The following is a 25,898-nucleotide window of genomic DNA, read 5'->3' on the forward strand; positions in this document are numbered from 1 at the left end:
CCGATGGTCGACGACCGCAAGCTCGACGTGCTGCGCGCGATCGTGGAGGACTACGTCGCCACCGAGGAGCCGGTCGGCTCCAAGGCGCTGGTCGAGCGGCACGGGCTCGGCGTCTCCCCGGCCACCGTCCGCAACGACATGGCGGTGCTGGAGGAGGAGGGCTACATCCACCAGCCCCACACCAGCGCCGGACGGGTGCCGACCGACAAGGGCTACCGGCTCTTCGTCGACAAGCTCGCCACCCTCAAGCCGATGAGCGCTGCCGAGCGCCGGGCGATCGCCACCCTGCTCGACGGTGCCGTCGACCTCGACGACGTCGTGCAGCGCTCCGTGCGGCTGCTGAGCCAGCTCACGCGGCAGGTCGCGATCGTGCAGTACCCCACCCTCTCGCGCTCGACCGTGCGCCACGTCGAGCTCGTGCCGCTGACCCCCACCCGGCTCATGCTGATCCTCATCCTCAGCACCGGCCGGGTCGAGCAGCGGCTCGTCGAGCTCGACGCCGCGCTCGACGAGGCCGACCTCGCGGAGCTCCGCGTGGCGATCAACCAGGCAAGCGCGGGCGTGCAGATCGCCGAGGCCGCGGCCGCGCTCGGCGCCCTGCCCGACGACGTACGACCCGAGCAGGCCGCGTCGGCCCGCGCCGTGGTCACGGTCCTGGCCGACGCGATGTCCGACCACCGCAGCGACGAGCGGGTCGCGGTGAGCGGCACCGCCAACCTCGCGCGCTACGGCGACTTCGACACCGCCGTGCGACCCCTCCTCGAGGCGCTGGAGGAGCACGTCGTGCTCCTCAAGCTGCTGGGGGAGTCGGGCGTCGACGCGGTCACCGTGCGCATCGGCCACGAAGGCCCCTACACCGAGCTCGCCGCGACCAGCGTCGTGGCCACCGGCTACGGCCCGCTCGAGAACCACCTCGGTTCCCTGGGCGTGGTCGGCCCCACCCGCATGGACTACCCCGGATCCATGGCAGCCGTGCGCGCGGTCGCGCGCTACGTCTCGCGGATCCTCGATGAAGGAAACCAGTGACCCAGGACCCCTACGAGATCCTCGGCGTCTCGCGTGACGCCAGCGCCGACGACATCAAGAAGGCCTATCGCCGCCTCGCGCGACAGCTCCACCCCGACGTCAACCCCGACCCGGAGACGCAGGAGCGCTTCAAGGACGTCTCCCGCGCCTACGAGGTGCTCAGCGACCCCGGCAAGCGCGCGGCCTACGACCGTGGCGGCGACGCGTTCAGCCAAGGGTTCGGCGGCGCCGGGCAGGGCTTCTCGTTCACCGACATCATGGACGCATTCTTCGGCGGCGGCGCGGCCACCGGCCAGCAGCGCGGCCCCCGCTCCCGCGCCCGCCGCGGCCAGGACGCCCTGATCCGGCTCGACGTCACCCTCGCGGAGGCGGCGTTCGGCGTCACCAAGGACCTCAAGGTCGACACCGCCCTGCGATGCGAGGCCTGCGAGGGCCAGGGCACGGCGCCCGGGACCTCGCCGACCACGTGCGAGACCTGCCACGGCCAGGGCGAGGTGGCGGTCGTGCAGCGGTCGTTCCTCGGCGAGATCCGCACCCTGCGCCCCTGCGCGGCCTGCCGCGGCTACGGCTCGATCATCCCGGACCCGTGCCGGGAGTGCTCGGGCGACGGCCGGGTGCGCTCGCGACGCACGCTGACCGTGAAGATCCCGGCGGGCGTCGACAACGGCACCCGCGTCCAGCTGACCGGCCAGGGCGAGGTGGGCCCGGGCGGCGGTCCTGCCGGCGACCTCTACGTCGAGATGCACGTCGAGCCGCACAAGACCTTCACCCGCCACGGCAACGACCTACACACCACGATCTCGCTGCCGATGACCGCCGCCGCCCTCGGCACCCACCTCACGCTGCCCCTCCTGGAGGCCGACCTCCCGGCGTCGGAGGACGCCGAGACGCAGACGACCTTCGACCTCGACGTCCGACCTGGCACGCAGTCCGGCAGCGAGCAGGTCATCCGCGGCTTCGGCGTGCCGAGCCTGCGCGGCGGACGCGGCGACCTGGTCGTCAGCGTCGTGGTCGACACCCCGACCCGCCTCGACCCGAGGCAGGAGGAGCTGCTGCGCGAGCTGGCGGCCATCCGCGGCGAGGAGCAGCCCGACGGCCAGGTCGAGGCCCCCCACAAGTCGATGTTCGGCCGGCTGCGCGACGCCTTCCAGGGATGAGCCGGGGCTGATGTCCCTCCCGGTCCACCTGGTCGAGTCCCTCAGCGGGGTCGGCGTCGGCTCCGTGGTGGAGGTGACCGGCGACGAGGCGCACCACGCCGTCGCCGTACGCCGGCTGCGCGAGGGCGAGCAGGTCGTGCTGACCGACGGCCTCGGCACCTCCGTCACGGGCGAGGTGACCTCGACCGGCAAGCGGGTCTTCGCGGTGACGGTCGCATCGGTCTCGCACGACGACCGGCCGTCGCCGGCCATCACCGTCGTGCAGGCCCTGCCCAAGGGCGACCGGGGCGAGCTCGCGGTCGAGGTGCTCACGGAGGTCGGCGTCGACCGCATCGTGCCCTGGGCCGCGTCCCGGTCGGTCGCGGTCTGGAAGGGCGAGCGCGCCACGAAGTCGCACGCGAAGTGGCAGGCGACCGCCCGCGAGGCGGCCAAGCAGTCGCGGCGCTCGTGGCTGCCGACGGTCGCACCGCTCGCGGCGACCGGCGACCTCGCCGCCGTGGTCGCGGAGGCCGACCTCGCGGTGGTGCTCCACGAGGACGCGACCGCCCCGCTCAGCGCCGTCCAGGCGCCCGCCTCGGGGCGGATCGTCGTGGTCGTCGGCCCCGAGGGTGGCATCGCTCCCGACGAGCTGGCGGTGCTCGAGGTCGCCGGGGCCCGGACCGTGCGCCTCGGCTCCGAGGTGCTGCGCACCTCCACCGCCGGCGTGGTCGCGGTCGCGGCCCTGCTCGCCCGGACGCCGCGCTGGTCCTGATCGCCTCGGTGGTTGAGGTGCGAGGAGCGCCAGCGACGAGCCTCGAAACCTGCGATCGGCCTGGTTTCGAGGCTCGCTGCGCTCGCACCTCGACCAGCGGTGGCAGGTCGGTCGACGACCGCGCTGACCGCGATTCCTAGCCGACCTTGACCGTCTTGGTGTCGACGCTCGGCCCGTTGCCCTCGGCGCCGCCGCTGGGGTCGTCGGTCGAGCACCTGACGGTGACCTCGCCCGACGGCGCCTCGGGCGCGGGCAGCACGCCCTCGAAGGGGAACAACCGGTCCTCCATCCAGCCCTCCGCGGTGAAGGCCTTGGTCGCGACCGGCGCCTGGTCGACGAGCAGCTCGCAGACGACGTTGGCCTCGACGGAGTTGGCCACCCCGGTCACGGCGATGCTGTCACCGGGCCTGACCGTGTCGCCCTCGGCGGGCGAGGTGATGTTCACCAGGTTGAGCGTGCGCAGCGGACTCGCCTGCTCGAACGGCGCATCGGTGGACAGGCCGAAGAGACGGGCCGGCGCGCCGCCCCGCGTGACCTGCACCGGCGCCCGCTCCTGCTGCACGCCCTGCAGCGTGTAGACCAGCTGCTGGACCGCCAGCTCCGCACCGCGCTCCGACATGCCGTCGGGTCGCTCGGTGAACGCGTCGGAGGGGATGTCGACGCCGATCACGCCGTCGCCGTAGGTGACGGAGAGGTCGACCTGCGGCCACAGGGTGCGGTAGTCCGGGTCGTCGGGCTGTCCACCTCCGGCCACCAGCCTCGCGGCCTCGGTGAGCGGGTCGCCGGTGACCCGGTGGAACTCCCGGAACAGCGCCGGCGACCCTCCAGGCCCGTCACCGACGTAGTAGACCGGTACGACGGTGGTGCTGGGCTCCGGCGGCGACTCCGAGGTGGGCTGCTGGCTCGGCTCCCGAGTGGGCTCCTGCTCCGACGGTCGCGGCTTCGTGGTGGGCTCCGCGGCCGAGCCGGAGGCCGGCACGGGGTCGTCGGAGGCGCACGCGGCCAGCGTGAGGCTGCCGGTCACGAGCGCGACGGCGCCCGCCCATCGTCGTACGGACAGGGACGTGGGGAAGGTCATGCGACTCACGGTAGTTGGACGCGCGCCCGCGACTTCCGGTTACACGCCGCAGCGCCAGACCCTAGGCTGGAGCGATGAGCGAGACGTCCGACGACTGCATCTTCTGCACCATCGTCGCCGGCGGCATCCCGGCAGAGGTCCTGGGGCGCAACGCCCACGCGATCGCGATCAAGGACCTGCGGCCCCAGGCGCCGTTCCACGCGCTGGTGATCCCGCACGACCACCATGAGAACGCCGCGGCGTCCGCGGCCGCCGACCCGGCGGTCATCGGGCACCTGGTGAGCCTGGCCGACGAGGTCGCCCGGGCGGCGGGCAACGCCGACTACCGCCTCATCGCGAACACCGGCGCGGGCGCCGGCCAGACCGTGTTCCACACCCACCTGCACGTGCTCGGCGGCGAGTCGCGCATGACGGAGTCCCTGATCTGATGCGTCGTCCTCGTGCCCTCGTCGCCCTGCTCGCCGCCGGTGTGCTCACGCTGTCGGCCTGCAGCGGGTCCGGATCGTCCGGCGGGTCCTCCTCCGACGACCGCGCCACCCAGCCGGTCGAGCAGACCTCCCCGGCGGCCGAGGACGGGGCGGACGAAGCAGCCGACGCAGCGACGGATGATGGACACGGCCACTACGCCGAGCCCGCCAAGGCCCGGCCGCTGCGCGCGGGGGAGTCGCGCCGGACGATCGCGATGCCCGGCAGCTACACGGCGTCGGCCCCCTACGGCGCCGGCACCGACGACTACCGCTGCTTCCTGCTCGACCCGGAGCTCGACAAGGACGCCTGGCTCACCGGCACCCACGTCCTGCCCGGCAACCCCGACGTGGTGCACCACGTGATCCTCTTCCGGGTCCCTCCCGAGCAGGTCGCCGCGGCGGAGGCCAAGGACGCCGGCGAGGACGGCGAGGGCTGGACCTGCTTCGGCGGCACCGGCCTCGACGCCTTCCAGAACGTCGACGACGCCGCATGGATCGGCGCGTGGGCGCCCGGCGGCAAGGAGTCGGTCGTCAAGCCCGGCTTCGGCGTACGCCTGGCCAAGGGCAGCCGCGTCGTCATGCAGGTCCACTACAACCTGCTGGCCGGCGTCTCGCCGGACACGTCCGCGGCCCAGCTGCGGCTGGCGCCGGGGAAGCGCCCCTACCAGGCCCTGCACACGATGCTCCTGCCCGCGCCGGTCGAGCTGCCGTGCCGGGCCAAGCACGACGACGGGCCGCTGTGCGAGCGCGACGCTGCACTCGCCGACGTCAAGGAACGTTTCGGCGCCGAGGGCAACACCGCCGACCTGCTGCACGTGCTGTGCGGGAGCAAGCCGCAGCCGGGGGAGGTGCAGTCGTGCGTGCGCACCCTCGCCGAGCCGATGACGATCCACGGCGTCGGCGCGCACATGCACCTGCTCGGTCGCGAGATCAGGATCGAGGTGAACCCCGGGACGCCGCAGGCCGAGACGATCCTCGACATCCCGGTGTGGGACTTCGACGACCAGGGCAGCACTCCGATCCCGCCGATCCGGCTCGAGCCCTTCCAGCAGGTCGAGGTGACCTGCCGCCATGTCCAGTGGCTGCGCGACAAGCTGCCGTCCTTCGAGGGCCAGCCCGACCGCTACGTCGTCTGGGGCGAGGGCACGACCGACGAGATGTGCTTGGGCCTGCTGCAGATCACCCGTCCCTGACCGGGTCCGCTGCTATTGGGTGGGCGCGACACCACCCGCTCGGTAACATGGAGGGGCTCTGCCGCCGACCCGGAAGGCCGCCCGTCACGGGCATCCATGACTGACACATCCCCCCAGGTGCGACCGACCCACACCGTCGTCGTACCCAACAGCATCGACATGGTCTCGGTCCTCGGGCCGGGCGACGAGCACCTCCGGCTGATCGAGCGGGCCTTCCAGGCCGACGTGCACGTCCGGGGCAACCGCATCACGCTGACCGGCGAGTCCGCCGAGGTGGCGATGGCCGAGCGGCTGCTCGACGAGGTGGTCACCCTCGTGCGCACCGGCCAGGGCGTCACCGGTGAGACGGTCGAGCGGATCATCCAGATGCTGCGCACCGAGACGCAGGAGCGCCCGGCCGACGTGCTGAGCCTCAACATCCTGTCCAACCGCGGCCGCACGATCCGTCCGAAGACGCTCAACCAGAAGCGCTACGTCGAGTCGATCGACAAGCACACGATCACCTTCGGCATCGGGCCCGCCGGCACCGGCAAGACCTACCTGGCGATGGCCAAGGCCGTGCAGGCGCTGCAGGCCAAGGAGGTCAACCGCATCATCCTGAGCCGCCCGGCCGTCGAGGCGGGGGAGCGGCTGGGCTTCCTGCCCGGCACGCTCAGCGAGAAGATCGACCCCTACCTGCGCCCGCTCTACGACGCGCTGCACGACATGGTCGACCCCGAGACGATCCCGAAGCTGCTGGCCGCCGGGACCATCGAGGTCGCGCCGCTGGCGTTCCTCCGCGGTCGCTCGCTCAACGACTCCTTCATCATCCTCGACGAGGCGCAGAACACCACGCCCGAGCAGATGAAGATGTTCCTCACCCGCCTCGGCTTCGGCTCGCGCATCGTGGTCACCGGCGACACCAGCCAGGTCGACCTCCCCTCCGGCACCAAGTCCGGCCTGCGGGTGGTCGAGGGCATCCTCGACGGTGTCGAGGACATCTCCTTCTGCCGCCTCACCGGCACCGACGTCGTGCGGCACCGCCTCGTGGGTCGCATCGTGGAGGCCTACGAGGTCTTCGACGCCCAGGCCCAGCACCCCAAGACCGGCCCCACCAAGGCGGCGCCGAGGGGCAAGCGATGAGCATCGAGGTCCTCAACGAGTCCGGCCTCGACCTCGACGTACGTCGCCTCTCCCGGCTCGCCCGGTTCGTGATGGACCAGATGCGGGTCCACCCGCAGGCCGAGCTGTGCATCAAGGCCGTCGACGAGGACACCATCGCCGGGCTCAACGAGCAGTGGATGGAGAAGGAGGGCCCGACCGACGTGCTCGCCTTCCCGATGGACGAGCTGCGGCCCGGCAAGGTCAACGAGGAGCCGGAGGAGGGCGTGCTCGGCGACCTGGTGCTCTCGCCGTCGGTCGCCGAGCGCCAGGGCGTCGAGGCGGGTCACGGGCGCGAGGCCGAGATCGACCTGCTCACCGTGCACGGCATCCTCCACCTCCTCGGCTACGACCACGCCGAGCCGGAGGAGCACCGGGTGATGTTCGGCCTCCAGGACGAGCTGCTCGGGAAGTGGCGCTCGTCCCCGGACCCCTCCTGAGCGGGCCGGACCTGACGTGACCGCCGACATCTGGCAGCTCGCCTCGGCGGCGGTGCTGGTCGTGCTCGCGGGCCTGTTCTCGGCCGCCGACGCCGCCCTCAGCGGCTTCTCCCGCGCGCGTGCCGAGGAGCTCAAGGCCGAGGGCCGACCCGGTGCCGTGCGCCTGGTGATGCTGCTCGCCGACCCGGCGCGCTACCTCAACACCGCGCTGCTGCTGCGCCTGCTGTGCGAGATCAGTGCGATCGTGCTGGTCGCGACCTGGGCCCGCGACGCGTTCCACGGCGACCTGCTCCCGACGGTGCTCACCACCATCGGCGTGATGCTGGTCGTCTCGTTCGTCGTCATCGGCGTCGCCCCGCGCACGGTGGGGCGCCAGCACGACGTCCGTGTCGCGCTGCTGTCCGCCGGCCCGCTCTCGCTGGTGACCACCATCCTCGGGCCGATCCCGGCCCTGCTGATCATGCTCGGCAACGCCATCACCCCCGGCAAGGGGTTCAGCGAGGGACCCTTCTCGACCGAGGTCGAGCTGCGCGAGCTGGTCGACTTCGCGGAGGCGTCCGCCGTCATCGAGTCCGGCGAGCGCAAGATGATCCACTCGGTCTTCGAGCTCGGCGACACGATCACCCGCGAGGTCATGGTCCCGCGGCCCGACGTGGTCTACATCGAACGCCACAAGAACCTGCGCCAGACCCTCTCGCTCTTCCTGCGCAGCGGCTACTCCCGCATCCCCGTGATCGGCGAGAACCTCGACGACATCGTCGGCATGGCCTACCTCAAGGACCTCGTCCGCCGGGACTTCGAGGCGCCCGACGTGGAGTTCACCCAGCGCGTCGACGAGGTGATGCGCCCGGTCCACTACGTCCCGGACTCCAAGCCCGTCGACGCCCTGCTGAGCGAGCTCCAGGCCCGCCGGCAGCACATCGCCGTGGTCGTCGACGAGTACGGCGGCACCGCCGGCCTGATCACCATCGAGGACGTGCTGGAGGAGATCGTCGGGGAGATCACCGACGAGTACGACGCCGAGGAGGTCGAGGTCGAGCACCTCGAGGGCGGCGCCATCCGGGTCTCCTCCCGCTACCCGGTCGACGACCTCGACGAGCTGGTCGGCTTCGACGTCGAGGACGACGACGTCGACAGCGTCGGCGGCCTGATGGCCAAGCACCTCGGCAAGGTCCCGATCCCCGGTTCGGTGGTCGAGTGCCACGGCCTCCGGCTGGAGGCCGAGCGTGCGACCGGCCGCCGGAACAAGATCGAGGCCGTGCTGGTGTCGGTGCTGCCAGGGGAGGACGACGCCGCAGCGAGCGACGCCGTCCCCGGCGTCAGCTCCTCCGGCCGGTGACGAGGACGTGGCGGCCCGGGCGTCGCGGGGCGTGGCGTTCGCTCACTAGGCTGGCGCCATGAACGACCTGTCGGCGGACCTGAGCCCCGAGGACGCCAAGCTGGTGACCCTGGCGCGCGCGACCCGCGCCCGTGCGCGGGCCCGGGAGGGTGCGGCGGTCCGCGACCTCGACGGCCGGACCTACGCCGCCGCGAGCACCAGCCTCACCCACCTGCGCCTGTCCGCCCTCGAGGTCTGCGTCGCGATGGCGATCTCCTCGGGGTCGACGGGACTGGAGGCGGCGGTCGTGCTGACCGACGGCGACCTCACCGACGTCCAGGCGGCGAGCGACTTCGCCGGCGCCGGGGTCCCCGTCCTGGTGGGCGACCCGGCCGGCCGGATCCACACCCGGTCGAGCACCCACGCTCCGCACTGACGCACCCGGGCCCGCGCGTGATGCCCTTCACAAGGCACTCGCGACGGGCGCCCGCGGCGCGCTAGCGTGACGGCGTGGCACAGCCTTTGGGGTGGGACGAGCACCACCGTGGCGTGCGCAGGCTCCGCGACTCCTACGCCGCCCTGCCGCCCGGTGCGCCGGTGCGGCTGGCCAAGCGCACGAGCAACCTCTTCCGTGGGCGCCCGCAGCCCGGCACCGGGCTCGACGTCACCGGCCTGCAGGGCGTGATCGAGGTCGACGGCGACGTCGCCGAGGTGCAGGGGATGTGCACCTACGAGCACCTCGTCGAGGCCACCCTCGCCCACGGCCGCATCCCCTTGGTCGTGCCCCAGCTGAGGACGATCACCCTCGGCGGTGCGGTCAGCGGGCTGGGCATCGAGGCGACGAGCTTCCGCAACGGCCTGCCGCACGAGTCCGTCCTCGAGATGGACGTGCTGACCGGCAGCGGGGAGATCGTGACGACCAAGCCCGGTGACGACCTCTTCGACGCCTTCCCGAACTCCTACGGGTCGCTCGGCTACGCCACGCGCCTGCGCATCGAGCTCGAGGCGGTGCCGGCGTACGCCGCCCTGCGGCACGTCCGCTTCGACGGTGCCGCCACGCTCGCGGAGGCCGTCGCGCGCATCGTGGACGAGCGGACGTGGGACGGCGAGCGCGTGGACGCCGTCGACGGCGTCGCGTTCTCCCCGAGCGAGCTGTACCTCACGCTCGCCCGCTGGACCGACGAGGACGGTCCCACCAGCGACTACACCGGCCATCAGGTCTTCTACCGCTCGCTCCAGCACCGGGCGGGCGACCGGCTCACCGTCCGCGACTACCTCTGGCGCTGGGACACCGACTGGTTCTGGTGCTCGCGGGCGTTCGGGGCGCAGCACCCCCTCGTGCGCCGGGTGTGGCCGCGCCGGCTGCGACGCTCGGACGTCTACTGGAGGCTCGTCGCGCTCGACCGGCGCTTCGGCATCGGCGACCGCCTCGACCGCCGCGCGGGCCGCCCGCAGGGCGAGCGCGTCGTGCAGGACGTGGAGATCCCCGTCGGCAGGCTCGCGGAGTTCCTCGACTGGTTCGACCGTGAGGTCGGCATGCGGCCGGTGTGGCTGTGCCCGCTCCGCCTGCGGCGCGCGGGGGAGGACCGGCCCTGGCCGGGCTACCCGCTCACCAGCGGCACCACCTACGTCAACGTGGGCTTCTGGGGCGTGGTCAACGTCGGCCCGGAGGCACCGCAGTCCCCGCGCAACCGCGCGATCGAGGCCAAGGTCACCGAGCTGGGCGGCCACAAGAGCCTCTACTCGGAGGCCTTCTACGAGCGCGCCGAGTTCGACCGCCTCTACGACGGCGCCCACCTGGCCCGCGTGAAGGCGGTCCACGACCCCGACGACCGACTGACGAACCTCTACGACAAGGTGGTGGGACGACGATGAGCCTGATCTCCGGTGGGAGCCGGACCGCCCCGGCGCGCATGTCCATCGGCGATGCGATGGACCGGCTGGTGCGGGGAGGACTCCCGGTGCGCTTCACGGCGTACGACGGCAGCAGCGCCGGCCCTCCGGACGCACCGTTCGGGCTGGACCTGCGCACCGAGCGCGGCCTGGCCTACCTGATGACCGCGCCCGGCGACCTCGGCATGGCCCGCGCCTACGTCAGCGGAGACCTCGACCTCACCGGCGTCCACCCCGGCGACCCGTACGACGCGATGGTGCTGCTCAAGGACCACACCAGGTTCCGGGTCCCGACGCCCGGCGAGGCGGTGCACATCGCCCGGAGCCTCGGCCTGCAGCGCCTCCGTCCGCCGGCCCCGCCGCCCCAGGAGCACCTGCCGCGCTGGCGTCGTGCCGTGGAGGGGCTGCGGCACTCGATGTCGCGTGACGCCGGCGTGATCTCGCACCACTACGACGTGTCGAACCGGTTCTACGAGCTGGTGCTCGGACCGTCGATGGCCTACACCTGCGCGCTCTACGAGACGCCCGGGGCGAGCCTCGAGGAGGCACAGGCCGCGAAGTTCGACCTCATCTGCCGCAAGCTCGACCTCCGGCCGGGCCAGCGGCTCCTCGACGTCGGCTGCGGCTGGGGCACGATGGTCCGCCACGCCGCGCGCGAGTACGGCGTCAAGGCGCTCGGCGTGACGCTGTCGCTCGAGCAGGCCCAGTGGGCCAAGGAGGCCATCGACCGGGAGGGCCTCGGCGACCTCGCCGAGGTCCGCCACCTCGACTACCGCGACGTGGTCGAGAACGGCTTCGACGCCGTCAGCTCGATCGGGCTCACCGAGCACATCGGCGTGCGGAACTACCCGACGTACTTCGCCCAGCTGCGCGACCGGCTCAAGCCCGGCGGCCGGCTGCTCAACCACTGCATCACCCGTCCGCACAACCGCCGCCAGGAGACCGGCGCCTTCATCGACCGCTACGTCTTCCCCGACGGGGAGCTGATCGGCTCCGGCACGATCATCACCGCCGCCCAGGACGCCGGGCTGGAGGTCCAGCACAGCGAGAACATCCGGATGCACTACGCCGCCACGCTGCGCGACTGGAACCGCAACCTGGTCGAGAACTGGGACGAGTGCGTGGCGGAGGTCGGCGAAGGCACGGCGCGGGTGTGGGGGCTCTACATCGCCGGCTCGCGCATCGGCTTCGAGCGCGGCGAGGTCGAGCTGCACCACGTGCTCGCGACGCGCAACCACCCGGGTGGGCGGTCCGACTTCCCGATGCGACCCGACTGGTGAGTGGTGGATAGCGTGACCCCGTGAGCACCCGGGCAGCCCAGTTCCAGGCGCGCGTCGCGCGACGTGAGCCGCTGTCCGACCACCTCGTCCGCCTGGTGCTCGACGGGGTCGAGGGTTTCGAGAGCACCGGCGTGCCCGACGAGTGGGTCGGCCTCATCGTCCCGGGGCAGTTCCAGAGCCGCTACTACACGGTCCGGTCGCACCGACCGGGTGAGCTGACCCTCGACGTCGTGGTGCACGACGTCGGGCTGGTGACCGAGTGGGCCATGCGCGACTGCGTCGGTGACACGGTCACGATCACCGAGCCGAAGGCGTCCTTCGACCCCCCGCTCGGCGCGGGCTGGCTGCTGCTCGTGGGCGACCTGACGGCGATGCCCGCGATCGCCCGGATCGCGGAGACCCGCCCCGAGCTGGCGACGTACGTCCTGGCGGAGGTGCCCGACGACCTGACCGGCTACCTCCCCGACAGCGCGCGTGTCACCTGGCTCGAGCCGCCGGCGCCGGGGCAGAGCGCGCTCGCCAGCGTCGTGGAGGGCATCGAGTGGCCGGCCGGCGAGGGCTACTTCTGGATGGCGGGGGAGTCCGCCCAGATGCGCGCCATCCGCAAGCACCTGATGCGCGAGGTGAGGCTCCCCACCAGCCACTACGACGTGATGGGCTACTGGCGCGCCACCGCCGGCCGGCAGCCGCGCGCGGTCGACCCCGGGCCGGTCTGGCGCGCGGGCAAGGCGGCAGGGAAGAGTGACGAGCAGATCTGGGCGGAGTACGACGCGGCGCAGGAGGCGAGCGATGGCTGACGAGGACGACGTCGACCTCACCGACGAGCTGGACGACGAGCTCGACGACGATGACCTGGACGACGACTTCGACCTGTCCGGCGTCGCGCCGGCGGGCGCGTTCCACCAGGCGCCGGAGGGCTACCGCAGCGGCTTCGCGTCCTTCGTGGGCCGGCCCAACGCCGGCAAGTCCACGCTCACCAACGCGTTGGTCGGCCAGAAGATCGTCATCACCTCCTCCAAGCCGCAGACCACCCGCAACGTGGTGCGCGGGATCGTGCACCGCGACGACGCCCAGCTCATCCTGGTCGACACCCCGGGCCTGCACCGTCCGCGAACCCTGCTCGGTGAGCGGCTCAACGACCTGGTGCGGACCACGTGGGCCGAGGTCGACGTGGTGGCGGTGTGCTTCCCGGCCAACGAGAAGATCGGGCCCGGTGACCGGTTCCTCGTCGCCGAGCTCGCCAAGGTGCGGCGCACCACCAGGATCGCCGTGGCGACGAAGACCGACCTCGTGACGCCCGAGCAGCTGGCCCACCACCTGATGGACATCGCCGCGCTCGGCGAGGAGACCTCCACCGAGTGGGCCGAGATCGTCCCGGTGTCGGCGCGGTCGGGCGACCAGGTCGACCTGCTCGCCGACCTGCTGGTGGGGCTGATGCCCGAGGGGCCGCCGCTCTACCCCGACGGCGACCTCACCGACGCCCCCGAGGAGGCGCTGGCCGCCGACCTCATCCGCGAGGCCGCGCTGGAGGGCGTGCGTGACGAGCTGCCGCACTCGATCGCGGTCGTGGTCGAGGAGATGGGCCTGCGCGAGGGTCGGCCCGACGACAAGCCGCTGCTCGACATCGTCGCCAACCTCTACGTCGAGCGCGACTCCCAGAAGGGGATCATGATCGGCCACAAGGGCTCGCGGCTGCGTGCCGTCGGCACGGCGGCCCGCAAGCAGATCGAGGCGCTGCTCGGCACCCCGGTGTACCTCGACCTCCAGGTCAAGATCGCCAAGGACTGGCAGCGCGACCCGCGCCAGCTGCGCAAGCTCGGGTTCTGAGCGCCGGCGAGCGTCAGGCGGGGACCCAGCAGATGCCGTAGCGCCGCCCGGCGTCCCACTGCGCGCGGGTGGGGATCTCCTGGGACCAGGTGAAGTCGAGTGGGTCGCCGGCGCGCGAGCGCGCCGCGTCGCGGCACGGCGCCTCCATCCGGTCCGCGATGGCGTCGCGGCGGGGCAGCCGGCGACCCGGGATGTCGACCGTTGCGACCGCGACCCACGAGTGCCGGCTGCCGCAGGTGACCCGCTGGAAGCCAGGGGTCCCCGGGGCGGCGGTGGCGCACATCGCGATGGCCGGTGCATCGCCCCAGCCGCGGGTGCGCCGTGGGAGCCGCAGCAGCCGCTTCTCCGCGGCCACCACGACCACGTCGCACCTGAACCAGTCCGCGCCCGCCTCGGCGCGCTGCGGGCTGGGGGTGAACCACACCGCCTGCGCCATGCTCAGCCGCAGCTCGCGCGGGGTCCGGCCGAGGTGGCGGGGGAGCCGCGACGTGCAGGCTGCGCCGGCCTGGCGCTGGGCGGCCCGGGAGTCCACCCGCCTCACCTTCCCGGCCTTGGTGGCCAGCTCGAGCCGGCCCACGAGGAACGTCTCGGCGGTGTGCGCCGTGCGGCAGCCGACGGGCGCCGTGCGGCCCACGACCGAGACGGCCTGCCCGAAGGTGAGCGCGTGGCACTCGCCGACCTTCGGGCGCGGGCCCGGGTCGGGGGCCTCGGTCTCGGTGGTGGGCGCTGGGGACGACGGGCCGGGCCCGGGGTCCGAGCCGGGGTCGGACGTGGTCGCCGTGCACCCCGCGAGCGCGAGGGCGAGCCCGAGGGCGGCGACGTACGAGCGCAGCACCCTCATCCCTCCATCAGCAGGGCCGCGAGCGTCCCGCCCAGCTCGTACGCCGACTCCTGCTCCGGGGTGCCCACGTCGCCGAGGACCTCGAGCACCGGCGCGGCCTGGCGCCAGGGCAGCGCGCCGACGATCGACTGCACGGAGCGCACCGCGCCGGTCGTGTCGTAGCGCCCGTGGACGTAGAGCCCGAACGGCCGCTTGCCGCCGTCGGCGGCGGCCGCGGCGGACCCGTCGTCGGTGAGCGCGCCGCCCGCCTGCAGGAAGATCGTGTCGAAGAAGTGCTTGAGGGCGCCGCTCATGTAGCCGAAGTTCGCCGGGGTGCCGAGCAGGAAGCCGTCGGCGGCGAGCACGTCGTCGGCGTCGGCCTCGAGCGCGGTCCGCACGACGACGTCGACGCCCTCGATCGCGTCGTCCGACGCCCCGGCGACCACGGCGTCCGTCAGCGACCGGACCGACGGCGTCGGCGAGTGGTGGACGACCAGCAGGCGGGGCATGACGAGAGCCTACGAGGCGAGTAGCGTCGGCGGGCGTGAGCTTCGACGTCGCCGGTGATGCCTACGACCGGTTCATGGGCCGCTACTCCGGGCCGCTGGCGGTGCGCTTCGCCGACTGGCTCGAGGTCTCGCAGGGCCAGCGCACGGTGGACGTCGGGTGCGGTCCGGGCGCCCTCACCGGTGTGCTGGTCGACCGCCTCGGCGTGGACCGGGTCGCGGCCGTCGACCCCTCGCAGCCGTTCGTCGACGCGTGCCGTGAGCGCCACCCGGGTGTCGACGTGCGCCTCGGAGCGGCGGAGGACCTGCCGTGGGAGGACGACGCCTTCGACACCGCGGCGGCCTGCCTGGTCGTCCACTTCATGGCCGACCCCGTGCGCGGGCTGTCGGAGATGCGGCGGGTCGTGCGCTCGGACGGATGGGTCGGTGCGACCGTGTGGGACCTCGCCGGCAACCGGGCGCCCATGCGACCCCTGTGGGACGCGGTCGCCGAGCTCGACCCCGGCCACCCCGGCGAGCGCGAGTTCCAGGGCGGGTCGCGCGACAGCCTGGTCGGCCTCCTCGAGCGCGCCGGGTTGCGCGACGTCGAGGCCGCCGAGCTCCCCGTGACCGTGACCCACCCGTCGTTCGAGGAGTGGTGGGAGCCCTACCTCCACGGCGTCGGGCCGGCGGGCGATGCCGTGGCCGCCCTCGGCCCCGACGGCCGCGAGCGGCTCGAGGAGGAGCTGCGGCGCATCCTCGGACCTGGCCCGTTCGACCTCACTGCGGTGGCGTACGCCGCCCGCGGGCGCGCCTGAGCGTCCGTTTCCCGGACATCGGGCTGCAGGGAGCGGGAGCACGGCGTACCGTGGTTCCGTCATGATGCGCAGCCTCCTCCTTCGCTGCCGCAGCGAGGCCTAGACACCGGCCCCCTCGTTGCGGAGTGTGGCGCGCGCCGGTCGCCCAGCACCGACCGAACCCGAGGGACACCATGACCAACCTGAGCAACACCGCCAACCAGCAGGGCGCGAGCCCGATGCCGTTCGCCCGCTACACCCCGTTCGTTCCCGTCGACGTGCCCGACCGCACCTGGCCGACGAAGAAGGTCGAGAAGGCGCCGCGCTGGCTCTCGACCGACCTGCGTGACGGCAACCAGGCACTGATCGACCCGATGACGCCGGCGCGCAAGCTCACCATGTTCGAGCTGCTGGTGAAGATGGGCTACAAGGAGATCGAGGTCGGCTTCCCGAGCGCCAGCCAGACCGACTTCGACTTCGTCCGCAAGCTCGTCGAGGAGGACCGGATCCCGGACGACGTCCAGATCTCGGTGCTCACGCAGGCGCGCGAGGACCTGATCGAGCGCACCGTCGACTCGCTGGTCGGTGCGCCCCGCGCGACGATCCACCTCTACAACGCCACCGCGCCGCTCTTCCAGCGCGTGGTCTTCAACGTCACCCCCGACGAGTGCCGCAACATCGCGGTCCGCGGCACGGAGATGGTGATGAAGTACGCCGAGGAGCGGCTGGGCGCGATCGTGGGCAGCCAGGACTTCGGCTACCAGTACAGCCCCGAGATCTTCACCCAGTCCGACACCGACTTCGCGCTCAGCGTGTGCGAGGCCGTCTCCGACGTGTGGCAGCCCGAGGCCGGCCGCGAGATCATCCTGAACCTGCCGGCGACGGTCGAGATGTCGACGCCCAACACCTACGCCGACCAGATCGAGTACTTCGGCCGCGGGCTCACCCGGCGCGAGCACTCCGCGATCAGCCTGCACCCGCACAACGACCGCGGCACCGCCGTGGCCGCGACCGAGCTGGGGCTGATGGCCGGCGCCGACCGCGTGGAGGGCTGTCTCTTCGGCCACGGCGAGCGCACCGGCAACGTCGACCTCGTCACCCTGGCGATGAACCTGTTCAGCCAGGGCATCGACCCGCAGGTCGACCTCAGCGACATCGACGAGGTCCGCCGCACGGTCGAGTACTGCACCAACCTGCCGGTCCACCCGCGCCACCCCTACGCCGGCGACCTCGTCTACACCGCCTTCTCCGGATCCCACCAGGACGCCATCAAGAAGGGCCTGGAGGACCTCGACAAGCGGGCCGCCGCGCAGGGCGTCGACGTGCACGACCTGCCGTGGGAGGCGCCGTACCTCCCCATCGACCCCAAGGACGTCGGGCGCACCTACGAGGCCGTGATCCGGGTCAACAGCCAGTCCGGCAAGGGCGGCGTGGCCTACGTCCTCAAGTCCGAGCACAAGCTCGACCTGCCCCGGCGCGCCCAGATCGAGTTCAGCAGGGTCGTGCAGCAGCACACCGACACCGAGGGCGGCGAGATCACGCCCGAGGAGATCTGGGCCGTGTTCCGCGCCGAGTACCTCGACCGGGAGACCCCGCTCAAGCTCAACTCGGTCCACACCTCGAGCGCCGCGGGGGAGAAGGACCAGCTCACCGTCGGGGTCTACGTCGACGGCGAGCGCCATGAGCTGACCGGTGAGGGCAACGGCCCCATCGCCGCGTTCGTCGACGCGATCGCCGCGGTCGGGTACGACGTCCGCGTCCTCGACTACGCCGAGCACGCCCTGTCGGCCGGTGGCGACGCGATCGCCGCGGCCTACGTCGAGTGCGCGGTCGGGGAGAAGGTGCTGTGGGGCGTGGGGCTCGACGCCAACATCGTCACCGCCTCGCTCAAGGCCGTGATCAGCGCCGTGAACCGCGCCTGAGCGGTAGGTTCCGTCCATGCTGGTGAGCGAGCGGATCGGGCAGTTCTTCGTCGAGTCCGACGGCGGGCGCGACCGGCTGGAGTACACCGAGTACGGCTCGAGCGACCAGTGGGTGGTGCTGCTCCACGGCCTGCTGATGCCGCGCCGCATGCAGCAGCCGCTGGCGCGCGCGATGGCGGCCCAGGGGCTCCACGTCGTGACGCTCGACCTCCTCGGCCACGGGCGCTCCGACCAGCCCGCCGACCCGCTGGTGTACTCGATGACCGCCTTCGGTGAGCAGGTCGTGGCCCTGCTGGACCACCTCGGTGCCGAGCAGGCGGTCATCGGTGGCACGTCGCTGGGCGCCAACGTCTCGCTCGAGGTCGCGGTCATCGCGCCGGAACGGGTCAAGGGACTGATCCTCGAGATGCCCGTGCTCAACAACGCGCTGGTGGCCGGGATCCTGGCGTTCGTCCCCATCATGCTCGCGGCCCGCTACCTCCCGGTCACGGCGAACTCGTTGCAGCGGCTCGCCCGCTCGGTGCCGCGCGGGATCGTGCCGTTCTGGGCCGGCATCGGCCTCGACACCGTCGACCACCGGGCCGACTCGATCGCGTCGGTGCTGCACGGGGTGATCTTCGGCCGGCTGGCCCCCTCGTCGCGGCTGCGCCGCCGGATCCAGGCCCCGGCGCTCGTCGTCGGCCACCCGGTCGACCCGATCCACCCGTTCGTCGACGCCGACATGCTGGCCGCCGAGCTGCCCCACGTCCGCATCGAACGGGCGACGTCGATCCTGGAGTGGCGCTTCCGGCCGGAGCGGCTCACGGCCGCCGCGACCGACTTCGCCCAGGACTGCTGGCACGACCAGCCGGCACGCCGCGCCGCGCGCGCCCGGAAACGCTGACGCCCGCACCCGCCGGAGGCGGGGTGCGTGGGGGAGAATGGCGAGGTGCCCCTCTACCGCGACGAGGCGGTCGTGCTGCGGACCCACAAGCTGGGCGAGGCCGACCGCATCATCACCCTGCTGACGCGTCAGCACGGGCGCGTGCGCGCGGTGGCCAAGGGCGTGCGTCGTACGACGTCGCGCTGGGGCTCGCGGCTCGAGCCGTTCACCCACGTCGACCTGCAGCTCGCCGAGGGTCGCAGCCTCGACGTGATCACCCAGGCCGAGACCCTCGACCCCTTCCACGCCCGGCTCGGGCTCGACTACGACCGCTACACCGCCGGCACGGTGATGCTCGAGACCGCCGAGCGGCTGGTGACCGAGGACAAGGAGCCGGCCGTCCAGCAGTTCCTGCTCCTCGTCGGCGGGCTGCGCGCGATGGCGGGCGGTGAGCACCCCGCCAAGCAGGTCCTCGACTCCTACCTCCTGCGCTCCCTCTCGGTCGCTGGCTACGCGCCGTCGTTCGACCACTGCGTGCAGTGCGGCGTCGAGGGGCCGCACCGGTTCTTCAACCCGTCGGCCGGTGGCGTGATGTGCGCCTCCGACAAGCTCCCCGGCTCGGCGACCCCGGCGCCGGAGACCGTGCGCGTGCTGGGCGCGCTGCTCGTCGGCGACTGGCCGGTCGTGCACGCCGCCGACCCGCGCCACCTGCGCGAGGCGAGCGGGCTGGTCTCCGCCTACCTCGCCTGGCACCTCGAGCGCGGCCTCCGCTCCATGGCGTACGTCGAGCGCTGACGCGCCCCCACCTCGCCCTAGGCTGTGACCGTGAAGCGACCCGTCAAGCCGCCGACACCGCACCCGAGCGGCGCGACGCCTCCTCCGGTGCCGAAGGACCTCGTGCCCGAGCACGTCGCGATCGTCATGGACGGCAACGGCCGCTGGGCCAAGCAGCGTGGGCTGCCCCGCACCAAGGGTCACGAGCAGGGCGAGCACACCCTCTTCGACGTCGTCGAGGGGGGCATCGAGATCGGCGTGAAGGCCATCTCGGCGTACGCCTTCTCCACCGAGAACTGGACGCGCTCGCCCGACGAGGTGCGCTTCCTGATGGGCTTCAACCGCGACGTGATCCGGCGCCGCCGCGACGAGATGCACGAGCTCGGGGTCCGCGTGCGGTGGGCGGGGCGGGCCCCCCGGCTCTGGAAGTCGGTCATCAAGGAGCTCCAGGTCGCCGAGGAGATGACCCGCGACAACGACGTCCTCACCCTCACCATGTGCGTCAACTACGGCGGTCGGGCCGAGCTCGCCGACGCCGCGCGGTCCATCGGCCGTGAGGTCGCTGCCGGCCGGCTCGACCCTGCCCGGATCGACGAGCGCACCTTCGCGCGCCACCTCTACGTCCCCGAGCTCCCCGACGCCGACCTGGTCTGGCGGACGTCGGGCGAGCAGCGGCTCTCCAACTTCATGCTGTGGCAGGCGGCCTACAGTGAGATGGTCTTCACCGACGTGCTCTGGCCCGATGTCGACCGTCGGCACCTGTGGGCTGCGATCGAGACCTACGCCAGCCGCGACCGCCGCTACGGGGGAGCGCTCCCCAACCAGGCCTAGGCATCACGCCTGGCGGCAGGACGGGCAGGTGCCGAAGATCTCGAGGGTGTGGCTGATGTCGGCGTAGCCGTGCTCCTGCGCGATCGAGCTGGTCCAGCGCTCGACCGCCGGCCCCTCGACCTCGACGGTGGCGCCGCAGCTGCGGCACACGAGGTGGTGGTGGTGCGTGTCGGAGCAGCTGCGCCAGATCGCCTCGCCGTCCTCGTTGCGCAGCATGTCCACCTCGCCGGCGTCGGCGAGTGCGGCGAGCGTGCGGTAGACCGTCGCCAACCCGACAGAGTCGCCCTGCTGCGTGATCAGGTCGTGGATCTCCTGGGCGCTGCGGAAGTCGTCGAAGCCCGCCAGTGCGGCCGCGACCGCACGCCGCTGGCGGGTGGGCCGGACCGCGGGGCGCTGGGCGTCGGCGTGGTCAGTGCTCGTCATAGTGCTCTCCGTGTACGGCGTGGCGGTGGCCGTCGTGGACGTAGTCGACGTGGTCGCCGTGCGGGACCGCCGGGTGCCCACAGGACTCCCCGTGCTCGTGCGGGTGCTTGTCGGTGGAGCGGTGCGGGGTCGCGGTGACCTCGGGGAAGGGTGTCATCAACCGGGTGCGGCGCCGCAGCCACACGCCGAGCGGCCAGGTGGCGGTGAACATCGCCAGCGCCAGCAGCACGATCGTGGGTCCCGGCGCCACGTTGACCCGGAACGACAGCGCCGCGCTGAGCACGAGGCCGCCCACGGCAGCCACGGCGCCGACCACCATCGCGCCGAGGAGGGTCGTCCGGAAGGAGCGGGCGACCTGCTGCGACGTGGCGACCGGGACGACCATCAGCGCCGACACGAGCAGCAGCCCGACGGTGCGCATCGCCACGGTGATGCTGACGGCCGCGAGGACGGCGATGAGCAGGTTGTACGCGCGCACCCGCAACCCCGCGACGCGGGCGAAGTCGGGGTCGCTCGCGACCGCGAACAGCTGCGGGGACAGGCCGAGGGCAGCGACCAGCACGACGACGCTGAGCGCGATGGTCGACCACACGTCCGCGAGCGAGATCGCGTTGAGTGAGCCGAAGAGGAACGCCTGCAGCGTGGCGGCGCCCTCGCCGGCGACGCCGGTGATCAGCAGGCCGCCGGCCAGCCCGCCGTAGAACAGCAGGGCGAGGGCGACGTCGCCGTTGGTGTGGCCGCGCTCGCGGATCAGCTCCATCAGCACCGCGCCGAGCACGGCGACGAGGACCGCGGTCCACGTGGGGGAGGTGCCGGTCAGCAGGCCGAGGGCCACGCCTGTCACGGCCACGTGGCCGATGCCGTCGCCGAGCAGGGCGAGCCGGCGCTGCACGAGGAACGTGCCGATGGCCGGCGCGGCGAGGCCGGTGAGGAGTGCCGCGATCAGGGCGCGCTGCATGAACTCGTACGAGAAGAGCTCGAGGAAGCTGCTCATCTGGTCCTCCGCTCGAAGTCCAGGGGAGAAGCGACGTGGGGGACGTGGTCGTGGCCGCCCGGCCCGTCGTGCGCGTGGTCGTGGGCGTGGTGGGTGTGCGAGGCGACCTCCTGCGTGAGCGGCGGGCCGTCGTAGGCCACCCGGCCGTCGCGCATCACCACCGACCGGTCGATCAGCGGCATCATCGGACCGATCTCGTGGGCCACCAGCAGGATGGTCGCCCCACGTGCTTTGAGGCGGGCCAGCGCGTCGGCCAGCGCCTGCTGGTTCGGCAGGTCGACGCCGGCGGTCGGCTCGTCGAGCACCAGCAGGTCGGGCTCACCGGCCAGGGCCCGGGCGATGAGGACCCGCTGCTGCTGGCCGCCGGAGAGCTGGGAGATGCCGTACGACGCCCGGTCGGCGAGGCCGACCACGTCGAGCGCGGACTGCACGGCGGCCCGGTCGGCCGTGCGCGAGGGACGCAGGAGCGGGCGTCGGCCGATCCGTCCGGACGCCACGACCTCGCGCACGGTCGCGGGGACACCGCCCGAGGCGGAGGAGCGCTGCGGCACGAACCCGAGCCGCGCCCAGTCCCGGAACTCCTCGATGGGCGTGCCGAAGAGCCGCACGCTCCCGCGCGCGTGGGGGATCAGCCCGGTGACGGCGCGCACGAGCGTGGACTTGCCGGAGCCGTTGGGGCCGAGCAGGGTCACCACGTCGCCGCTGCGCACGGTCAGGTCGACGTCGCGCAGGATCGGCCGGCCGCCGATCGAGACGGAGACGCGGTCGAGGACGACGGGGTGCGCCGGGTCGGTGGGTGTCACGAGCACCCGTTGGCCTGCTGCAGTGCGGTGAGGTTCTCGCGCATGAGGGAAAGGTAGTCCTCTCCGGACGTGTCGTCCGACAGCCCCTCGATGGGGTCGAGCACCGCGCTGGTGACGCCCATGTCGTCGGCGAGCGTCTGCGCCATCTTCGGGCTCACCAGCCGCTCGGAGAACACCGTCGTCACGCCGTCCTCGGTGATGAGCTCCTGGAGGTGTGCCAGGTCGGCCGCGGTCGGCTCCGCGTCGGGCGACAGGCCCGCGATGGGCTCGAAGTCGAGGCCGTAGCGCGAGAGGTAGCCGAACGCCTGGTGGCTCACGACGGTGGCGGTCCGCTCGCACGAGGCAAGACCGGTCGTGTAGTCCTCGTCGACAGCCTCGAGGTCGGTGCGCAGGTCGGCGGCGTTCTCCGCGTAGGTGGCGGCGCCGTCGGGGTCGACCTCGCCGAGCTGCTCGGCCACGGCGTCGGCGAAGTCCGCCACCAGCAGCGGGTCCAGCCAGAAGTGCGGGTCGAGGTCGCCGTGGTCGTGCTCCTCGCCGTCCTCTGCCTCCGCGTCCTCGGCCTCCGCGCCCTCCTCGCCCTCGTGCTCGTGGTCGTGCCCGTCGGCGGTGGCCGGCAGCAGGTCGACGACCGCGGCCGCGTCGACGACCGCGGCGTCCGTCCCCTCGGCGGCGGCGTCGACCGCGGGCTGGAAGCCCTCCTCGAGCACGACGAGGTCGGCCTGCTCGAGCGCGGCGGTCTGGGCGATGCTGAGGTCGAGGTCGTGCGGCTCCTGGCCCGGCTGGGTCAGGTTCTCCACCGTCCACGCGTCGCCCGCCACCCGCTCCGTCACCCAGGCCAGCGGGTAGAACGACGCGACCGCCCGGCGACCATTTCCGGACGAGTCGTCACCCAGGGCCGCGCACCCGGCAAGGAGGACGGAGGCGGCCACGAGGCCGGCAGTGACGGGCACGGAGCGGATGACGGACGACATGAGAACGATTCTCACGGCAATTGAGAACGATTGTCAAACCACCGCCCTCTACCACCGCCTAGGCTGGCCCCGTGCTCGTCGTCACCCGCCTCCGCGCGCCCTCGCCCGACCCGGCCGACGGGAGCGAGCTGCGCGCCGGGCTCCTGCACGCGCTCGGGATCCTCGCGGACAAGCCCGGGTACGTCGGCGGGGAGGTGGGCCGCAACGTCGACGACCCGTCGCTGTGGGTGCTCACCACCCGCTGGGAGAACGTCGGGTCCTACCGGCGCGCGCTCGGGTCGTACGAGGGCAAGATGCACATCCAGCCGCTGATGGTCCACGCCCTCGACGAGCCCAGCGCGTACGAGGTCGTCGAGGAGGGGACCGACCTCAACGAGGCGCAGCCCCGGTCGCTAGGCTGAGCGCTCGCCCCGCTTGAAGAAAGCACCGCCGAGCCGGCAGCCAGCCGGCCCGACCCGAAGGAAAACTCCACCGTGGCCAAGCCCGCTCCGACCGCCCTGGACAACGTCGTCTCCCTCGCCAAGCGCCGGGGCTTCGTCTACCCCTGCGGTGAGATCTACGGCGGCACCAAGTCCGCGTGGGACTACGGCCCGCTCGGCGTGGAGCTCAAGGAGAACATCAAGCGCCAGTGGTGGAAGTTCATGGTCACCCGCCGCGACGACGTGGTCGGCCTGGACTCCTCGGTCATCCTGCCGACCCGCACGTGGGAGGCCAGCGGCCACCTGAGCACCTTCAGCGACCCGCTCGTCGAGTGCCAGTCGTGCCACAAGCGCTTCCGCGAGGACCACCTCCAGGAGGACTACGCCGCCAAGAAGGGCATCGACGACCCCGACTCCGTCGACATCAACGAGTCGGTCGCCTGCCCCAACTGCGGCACCCGCAACGCCTGGACCGAGCCGCGCAACTTCAACATGATGCTCAAGACCTACCTCGGCGTGATCGAGGACGAGTCGGGCCTGCACTACCTCCGCCCGGAGACCGCCCAGGGCATCTTCCTCAACTTCGCCAACGTGGTGACCTCGAGCCGCCAGAAGCCGCCGTTCGGCATCGCCCAGATGGGCAAGAGCTTCCGCAACGAGATCACGCCCGGCAACTTCATCTTCCGCACCCGCGAGTTCGAGCAGATGGAGATGGAGTTCTTCGTCAAGCCCGGCGAGGACGAGGAGTGGTTCCGCTACTGGATCGAGGAGCGCACCCGCTGGTACGTCGACCTCGGCATCAACCCCGACAACCTGCGCCACTACGAGCACCCGCAGGAGAAGCTGTCCCACTACTCCAAGGGCACGACCGACATCGAGTACCGCTTCGGGTTCTCGGGCCGTGACTTCGAAGAGCTCGAGGGCATCGCCAACCGCACGGACTTCGACCTCAAGCAGCACAGCGAGTTCTCCGGCAAGGACCTCTCCTACTACGACCAGGCCGCCGACGAGCGCTACATCCCGTACGTCATCGAGCCGGCCGCGGGCCTCACCCGCTCGCTGATGGCGTTCCTCATCGACGCCTACACCGAGGACGAGGCGCCCAACACCAAGGGCGGCGTCGACAAGCGCGTCGTGCTCAAGCTCGACCCGCGCCTCGCGCCGGTCAAGGTGGCCGTGCTCCCGTTGAGCCGCAACGCCGACCTCTCGCCCAAGGCCAAGGCCCTCGCCGCCGAGCTGCGCGAGAACTGGAACGTCGAGTTCGACGACTCCGGCGCGATCGGCCGCCGCTACCGCCGCCAGGACGAGATCGGTACGCCGTTCTGCGTGACCGTCGACTTCGAGACGCTCGACGACGACGCGGTCACCGTCCGCGAGCGCGACACCATGTCCCAGGAGCGCGTCAGCCTCGACGGCATCAGCAGGTACTTCGCGGGCAAGCTGCTCGGCTGCTGAGTCGGGCGCTCGCTCCGCTCGCGCGTGCCCCCTGGTGGTTGAGGTGCGAGCGAAGCGAGCCTCGAAACCACTCGACCGTGGCACCGACGCGAGTGAAGCGGTGATGATGTCGTCATGCGCACCCTGCTCCTGACGACGGCCCTGGCGCTGTCGCTGTCGGGCTGCGCCGGCTCGGACCAGGATCTGGAGACCGAGCCGACCGGCGCGGTCACCACGGCGGTCGACGTCGGCACCGCGCCCGGCACCGAGCTGGCGTACGGCGAGTCGGCGACGCTGGTGTGGAAGCCCACCGCCGACGTGTCAGGCGAGCTCGAGCTGAGCGTCGACGCCGTCGCCGAGCAGCGCGCGTCGGTCCTCGACGGCTGGACCCGTGACGAGGCGCTGGTGGCAGCGCGGCCGTACTTCGTGTCGGTGTCGCTGACGAACACGGGGGAGTCAGACCTGGCCGGTCAGGTCGTCCCGCTGTACCTGCGCGACGACCGCGACCGGCTCGGCGCCCCGTGGACGCTCGGCGGCGACTTCGAGGCGTGCCAGAGCGGTCCGCTGACGACGCCGTTCGCCCCGGGTGACAGCACGACGATGTGCCTGGTCTACCTCGCGCCCGACGGCGCCCGCGTCGAGGACGTCGTCTTCGAGCCGACCGAGGGCTACGACCCCATCAGCTGGACCGGCGAGGTCGGCAGACCGAAGGCGGACTCCGACCGGTCACGGAAGAGCCGGGAGCCACGCGGCTGACGGGCGGCTGATTTGGGCGGTGCCGACGACCCGCTCG

At 72.3% G+C, this 25,898-nt stretch carries 28 protein-coding genes; 21 read left to right on the forward strand and 7 right to left on the reverse strand.

Annotated features, from left to right (window positions below; translation table 11 throughout):
* Positions 1-3: 3 nt before the first annotated feature.
* From hrcA to Q9S36_RS29750, 3 genes are read left to right on the forward strand one after another with little or no spacing between them, the layout of a single operon-like run.
* Complete coding sequence (gene hrcA, locus Q9S36_RS29740) at positions 4-1,026, forward strand: heat-inducible transcriptional repressor HrcA (protein ID WP_311288446.1); 1,023 nt, start codon at positions 4-6, stop codon at positions 1,024-1,026.
* The gene (dnaJ, locus tag Q9S36_RS29745) at positions 1,023-2,183 is read left to right on the forward strand and encodes a molecular chaperone DnaJ (RefSeq protein WP_311288447.1); all 1,161 of its coding nucleotides are present in this window, start codon (positions 1,023-1,025) and stop codon (positions 2,181-2,183) included. The genes hrcA and dnaJ overlap by 4 nt, the downstream gene beginning before the upstream one ends.
* 10 nt (positions 2,184-2,193) lie before the next feature.
* Entirely contained in the window at positions 2,194-2,934 is a 741-nt protein-coding gene (locus tag Q9S36_RS29750; protein ID WP_311288448.1) for a 16S rRNA (uracil(1498)-N(3))-methyltransferase, read from the forward strand.
* 136 nt (positions 2,935-3,070) lie between these two features.
* On the opposite strand, the gene Q9S36_RS29755 is transcribed toward Q9S36_RS29750, so the two are convergent.
* Positions 3,071-4,012, reverse strand: coding sequence for a Gmad2 immunoglobulin-like domain-containing protein (locus tag Q9S36_RS29755; protein ID WP_311288449.1), 942 nt, complete (start codon positions 4,010-4,012; stop codon positions 3,071-3,073).
* Between the two features lie 74 nt (positions 4,013-4,086).
* On the opposite strand from Q9S36_RS29755, the gene Q9S36_RS29760 reads away from it, so the two are divergent.
* The 10 genes from Q9S36_RS29760 (at position 4,087) to era (ending at position 13,570) form a co-directional block, all read left to right on the forward strand.
* Positions 4,087-4,440, forward strand: a complete 354-nt coding sequence (locus Q9S36_RS29760; RefSeq protein WP_311288450.1) for an HIT domain-containing protein — start codon at positions 4,087-4,089, stop codon at positions 4,438-4,440.
* Positions 4,440-5,672, forward strand: coding sequence for a hypothetical protein (locus Q9S36_RS29765; RefSeq protein ID WP_311288451.1), 1,233 nt, complete (start codon positions 4,440-4,442; stop codon positions 5,670-5,672). The genes Q9S36_RS29760 and Q9S36_RS29765 overlap by 1 nt, the downstream gene beginning before the upstream one ends.
* Positions 5,673-5,768: 96 nt before the next feature.
* On the forward strand, positions 5,769-6,794 hold the full coding sequence (locus tag Q9S36_RS29770; RefSeq protein WP_311288452.1) for a PhoH family protein: 1,026 nt from the start codon (positions 5,769-5,771) through the stop codon (positions 6,792-6,794).
* Positions 6,791-7,252 (forward strand): rRNA maturation RNase YbeY, encoded by a 462-nt coding sequence (gene ybeY, locus Q9S36_RS29775; RefSeq protein ID WP_311288453.1) that lies wholly within the window; start codon positions 6,791-6,793, stop codon positions 7,250-7,252. Before Q9S36_RS29770 ends, ybeY begins: the two co-directional genes overlap by 4 nt.
* Before the next feature lie 16 nt (positions 7,253-7,268).
* On the forward strand, positions 7,269-8,591 hold the full coding sequence (locus Q9S36_RS29780; protein ID WP_311288454.1) for a hemolysin family protein: 1,323 nt from the start codon (positions 7,269-7,271) through the stop codon (positions 8,589-8,591).
* 58 nt (positions 8,592-8,649) lie between these two features.
* Positions 8,650-9,006, forward strand: a complete 357-nt coding sequence (locus Q9S36_RS29785; RefSeq protein WP_311288455.1) for a cytidine deaminase — start codon at positions 8,650-8,652, stop codon at positions 9,004-9,006.
* Between the two features lie 74 nt (positions 9,007-9,080).
* Positions 9,081-10,445, forward strand: coding sequence for an FAD-binding oxidoreductase (locus Q9S36_RS29790; RefSeq protein WP_311288456.1), 1,365 nt, complete (start codon positions 9,081-9,083; stop codon positions 10,443-10,445).
* On the forward strand, positions 10,442-11,743 hold the full coding sequence (locus Q9S36_RS29795) for a class I SAM-dependent methyltransferase (RefSeq protein ID WP_311288457.1): 1,302 nt from the start codon (positions 10,442-10,444) through the stop codon (positions 11,741-11,743). Before Q9S36_RS29790 ends, Q9S36_RS29795 begins: the two co-directional genes overlap by 4 nt.
* 20 nt (positions 11,744-11,763) lie before the next feature.
* Positions 11,764-12,540, forward strand: a complete 777-nt coding sequence (locus Q9S36_RS29800; RefSeq protein ID WP_311288458.1) for a siderophore-interacting protein — start codon at positions 11,764-11,766, stop codon at positions 12,538-12,540.
* Positions 12,533-13,570, forward strand: coding sequence for a GTPase Era (era, locus tag Q9S36_RS29805; protein WP_311288459.1), 1,038 nt, complete (start codon positions 12,533-12,535; stop codon positions 13,568-13,570). Before Q9S36_RS29800 ends, era begins: the two co-directional genes overlap by 8 nt.
* 13 nt (positions 13,571-13,583) lie before the next feature.
* Here era and Q9S36_RS29810 read toward each other — a convergent pair whose 3' ends face one another.
* Positions 13,584-14,411 (reverse strand): septum formation family protein, encoded by an 828-nt coding sequence (locus Q9S36_RS29810; protein WP_311288460.1) that lies wholly within the window; start codon positions 14,409-14,411, stop codon positions 13,584-13,586.
* Positions 14,408-14,899, reverse strand: a complete 492-nt coding sequence (locus Q9S36_RS29815) for an NAD(P)H-dependent oxidoreductase (protein ID WP_311288461.1) — start codon at positions 14,897-14,899, stop codon at positions 14,408-14,410. The genes Q9S36_RS29810 and Q9S36_RS29815 overlap by 4 nt, the downstream gene beginning before the upstream one ends.
* 35 nt (positions 14,900-14,934) lie before the next feature.
* Between Q9S36_RS29815 and Q9S36_RS29820 the strand changes: the two genes are divergently transcribed.
* The 5 genes from Q9S36_RS29820 (at position 14,935) to Q9S36_RS29840 (ending at position 20,061) form a co-directional block, all read left to right on the forward strand.
* Positions 14,935-15,693, forward strand: a complete 759-nt coding sequence (locus tag Q9S36_RS29820; protein ID WP_311288462.1) for a methyltransferase domain-containing protein — start codon at positions 14,935-14,937, stop codon at positions 15,691-15,693.
* Positions 15,694-15,866: 173 nt separating this feature from the next.
* The gene (leuA, locus tag Q9S36_RS29825; protein WP_311288463.1) at positions 15,867-17,594 is read left to right on the forward strand and encodes a 2-isopropylmalate synthase; all 1,728 of its coding nucleotides are present in this window, start codon (positions 15,867-15,869) and stop codon (positions 17,592-17,594) included.
* 16 nt (positions 17,595-17,610) lie between these two features.
* The gene (locus Q9S36_RS29830; RefSeq protein ID WP_311288464.1) at positions 17,611-18,477 is read left to right on the forward strand and encodes an alpha/beta fold hydrolase; all 867 of its coding nucleotides are present in this window, start codon (positions 17,611-17,613) and stop codon (positions 18,475-18,477) included.
* Between the two features lie 45 nt (positions 18,478-18,522).
* On the forward strand, positions 18,523-19,251 hold the full coding sequence (gene recO / locus Q9S36_RS29835; protein WP_311288465.1) for a DNA repair protein RecO: 729 nt from the start codon (positions 18,523-18,525) through the stop codon (positions 19,249-19,251).
* Positions 19,252-19,281: 30 nt separating this feature from the next.
* Entirely contained in the window at positions 19,282-20,061 is a 780-nt protein-coding gene (locus Q9S36_RS29840; RefSeq protein WP_396653864.1) for an isoprenyl transferase, read from the forward strand.
* A gap of 3 nt (positions 20,062-20,064) precedes the next feature.
* Here the strand turns inward: Q9S36_RS29840 and Q9S36_RS29845 are convergent, their stop codons facing one another.
* From Q9S36_RS29845 to Q9S36_RS29860, 4 genes are read right to left on the reverse strand one after another with little or no spacing between them, the layout of a single operon-like run.
* On the reverse strand, positions 20,065-20,484 hold the full coding sequence (locus Q9S36_RS29845) for a transcriptional repressor (RefSeq protein WP_311288467.1): 420 nt from the start codon (positions 20,482-20,484) through the stop codon (positions 20,065-20,067).
* Entirely contained in the window at positions 20,471-21,478 is a 1,008-nt protein-coding gene (locus Q9S36_RS29850) for a metal ABC transporter permease (protein ID WP_311288468.1), read from the reverse strand. The genes Q9S36_RS29845 and Q9S36_RS29850 overlap by 14 nt, the downstream gene beginning before the upstream one ends.
* Entirely contained in the window at positions 21,475-22,281 is an 807-nt protein-coding gene (locus Q9S36_RS29855) for an ABC transporter ATP-binding protein (RefSeq protein WP_311288469.1), read from the reverse strand. The genes Q9S36_RS29850 and Q9S36_RS29855 overlap by 4 nt, the downstream gene beginning before the upstream one ends.
* On the reverse strand, positions 22,278-23,252 hold the full coding sequence (locus tag Q9S36_RS29860; protein ID WP_311288470.1) for a metal ABC transporter substrate-binding protein: 975 nt from the start codon (positions 23,250-23,252) through the stop codon (positions 22,278-22,280). Before Q9S36_RS29860 ends, Q9S36_RS29855 begins: the two co-directional genes overlap by 4 nt.
* A gap of 71 nt (positions 23,253-23,323) precedes the next feature.
* Between Q9S36_RS29860 and Q9S36_RS29865 the strand changes: the two genes are divergently transcribed.
* The 3 genes from Q9S36_RS29865 to Q9S36_RS29875 all read left to right on the forward strand — a co-directional run bounded on the left by Q9S36_RS29865 (position 23,324) and on the right by Q9S36_RS29875 (position 25,861).
* Positions 23,324-23,653, forward strand: a complete 330-nt coding sequence (locus Q9S36_RS29865; protein ID WP_311288471.1) for an antibiotic biosynthesis monooxygenase family protein — start codon at positions 23,324-23,326, stop codon at positions 23,651-23,653.
* Positions 23,654-23,725: 72 nt separating this feature from the next.
* On the forward strand, positions 23,726-25,126 hold the full coding sequence (locus Q9S36_RS29870) for a glycine--tRNA ligase (protein WP_311288472.1): 1,401 nt from the start codon (positions 23,726-23,728) through the stop codon (positions 25,124-25,126).
* A gap of 114 nt (positions 25,127-25,240) precedes the next feature.
* Positions 25,241-25,861, forward strand: a complete 621-nt coding sequence (locus Q9S36_RS29875) for a hypothetical protein (protein WP_311288473.1) — start codon at positions 25,241-25,243, stop codon at positions 25,859-25,861.
* Positions 25,862-25,898: the final 37 nt, after the last annotated feature.

The sequence above is a fragment of the Microbacterium sp. ARD31 genome, from assembly GCF_031844425.1.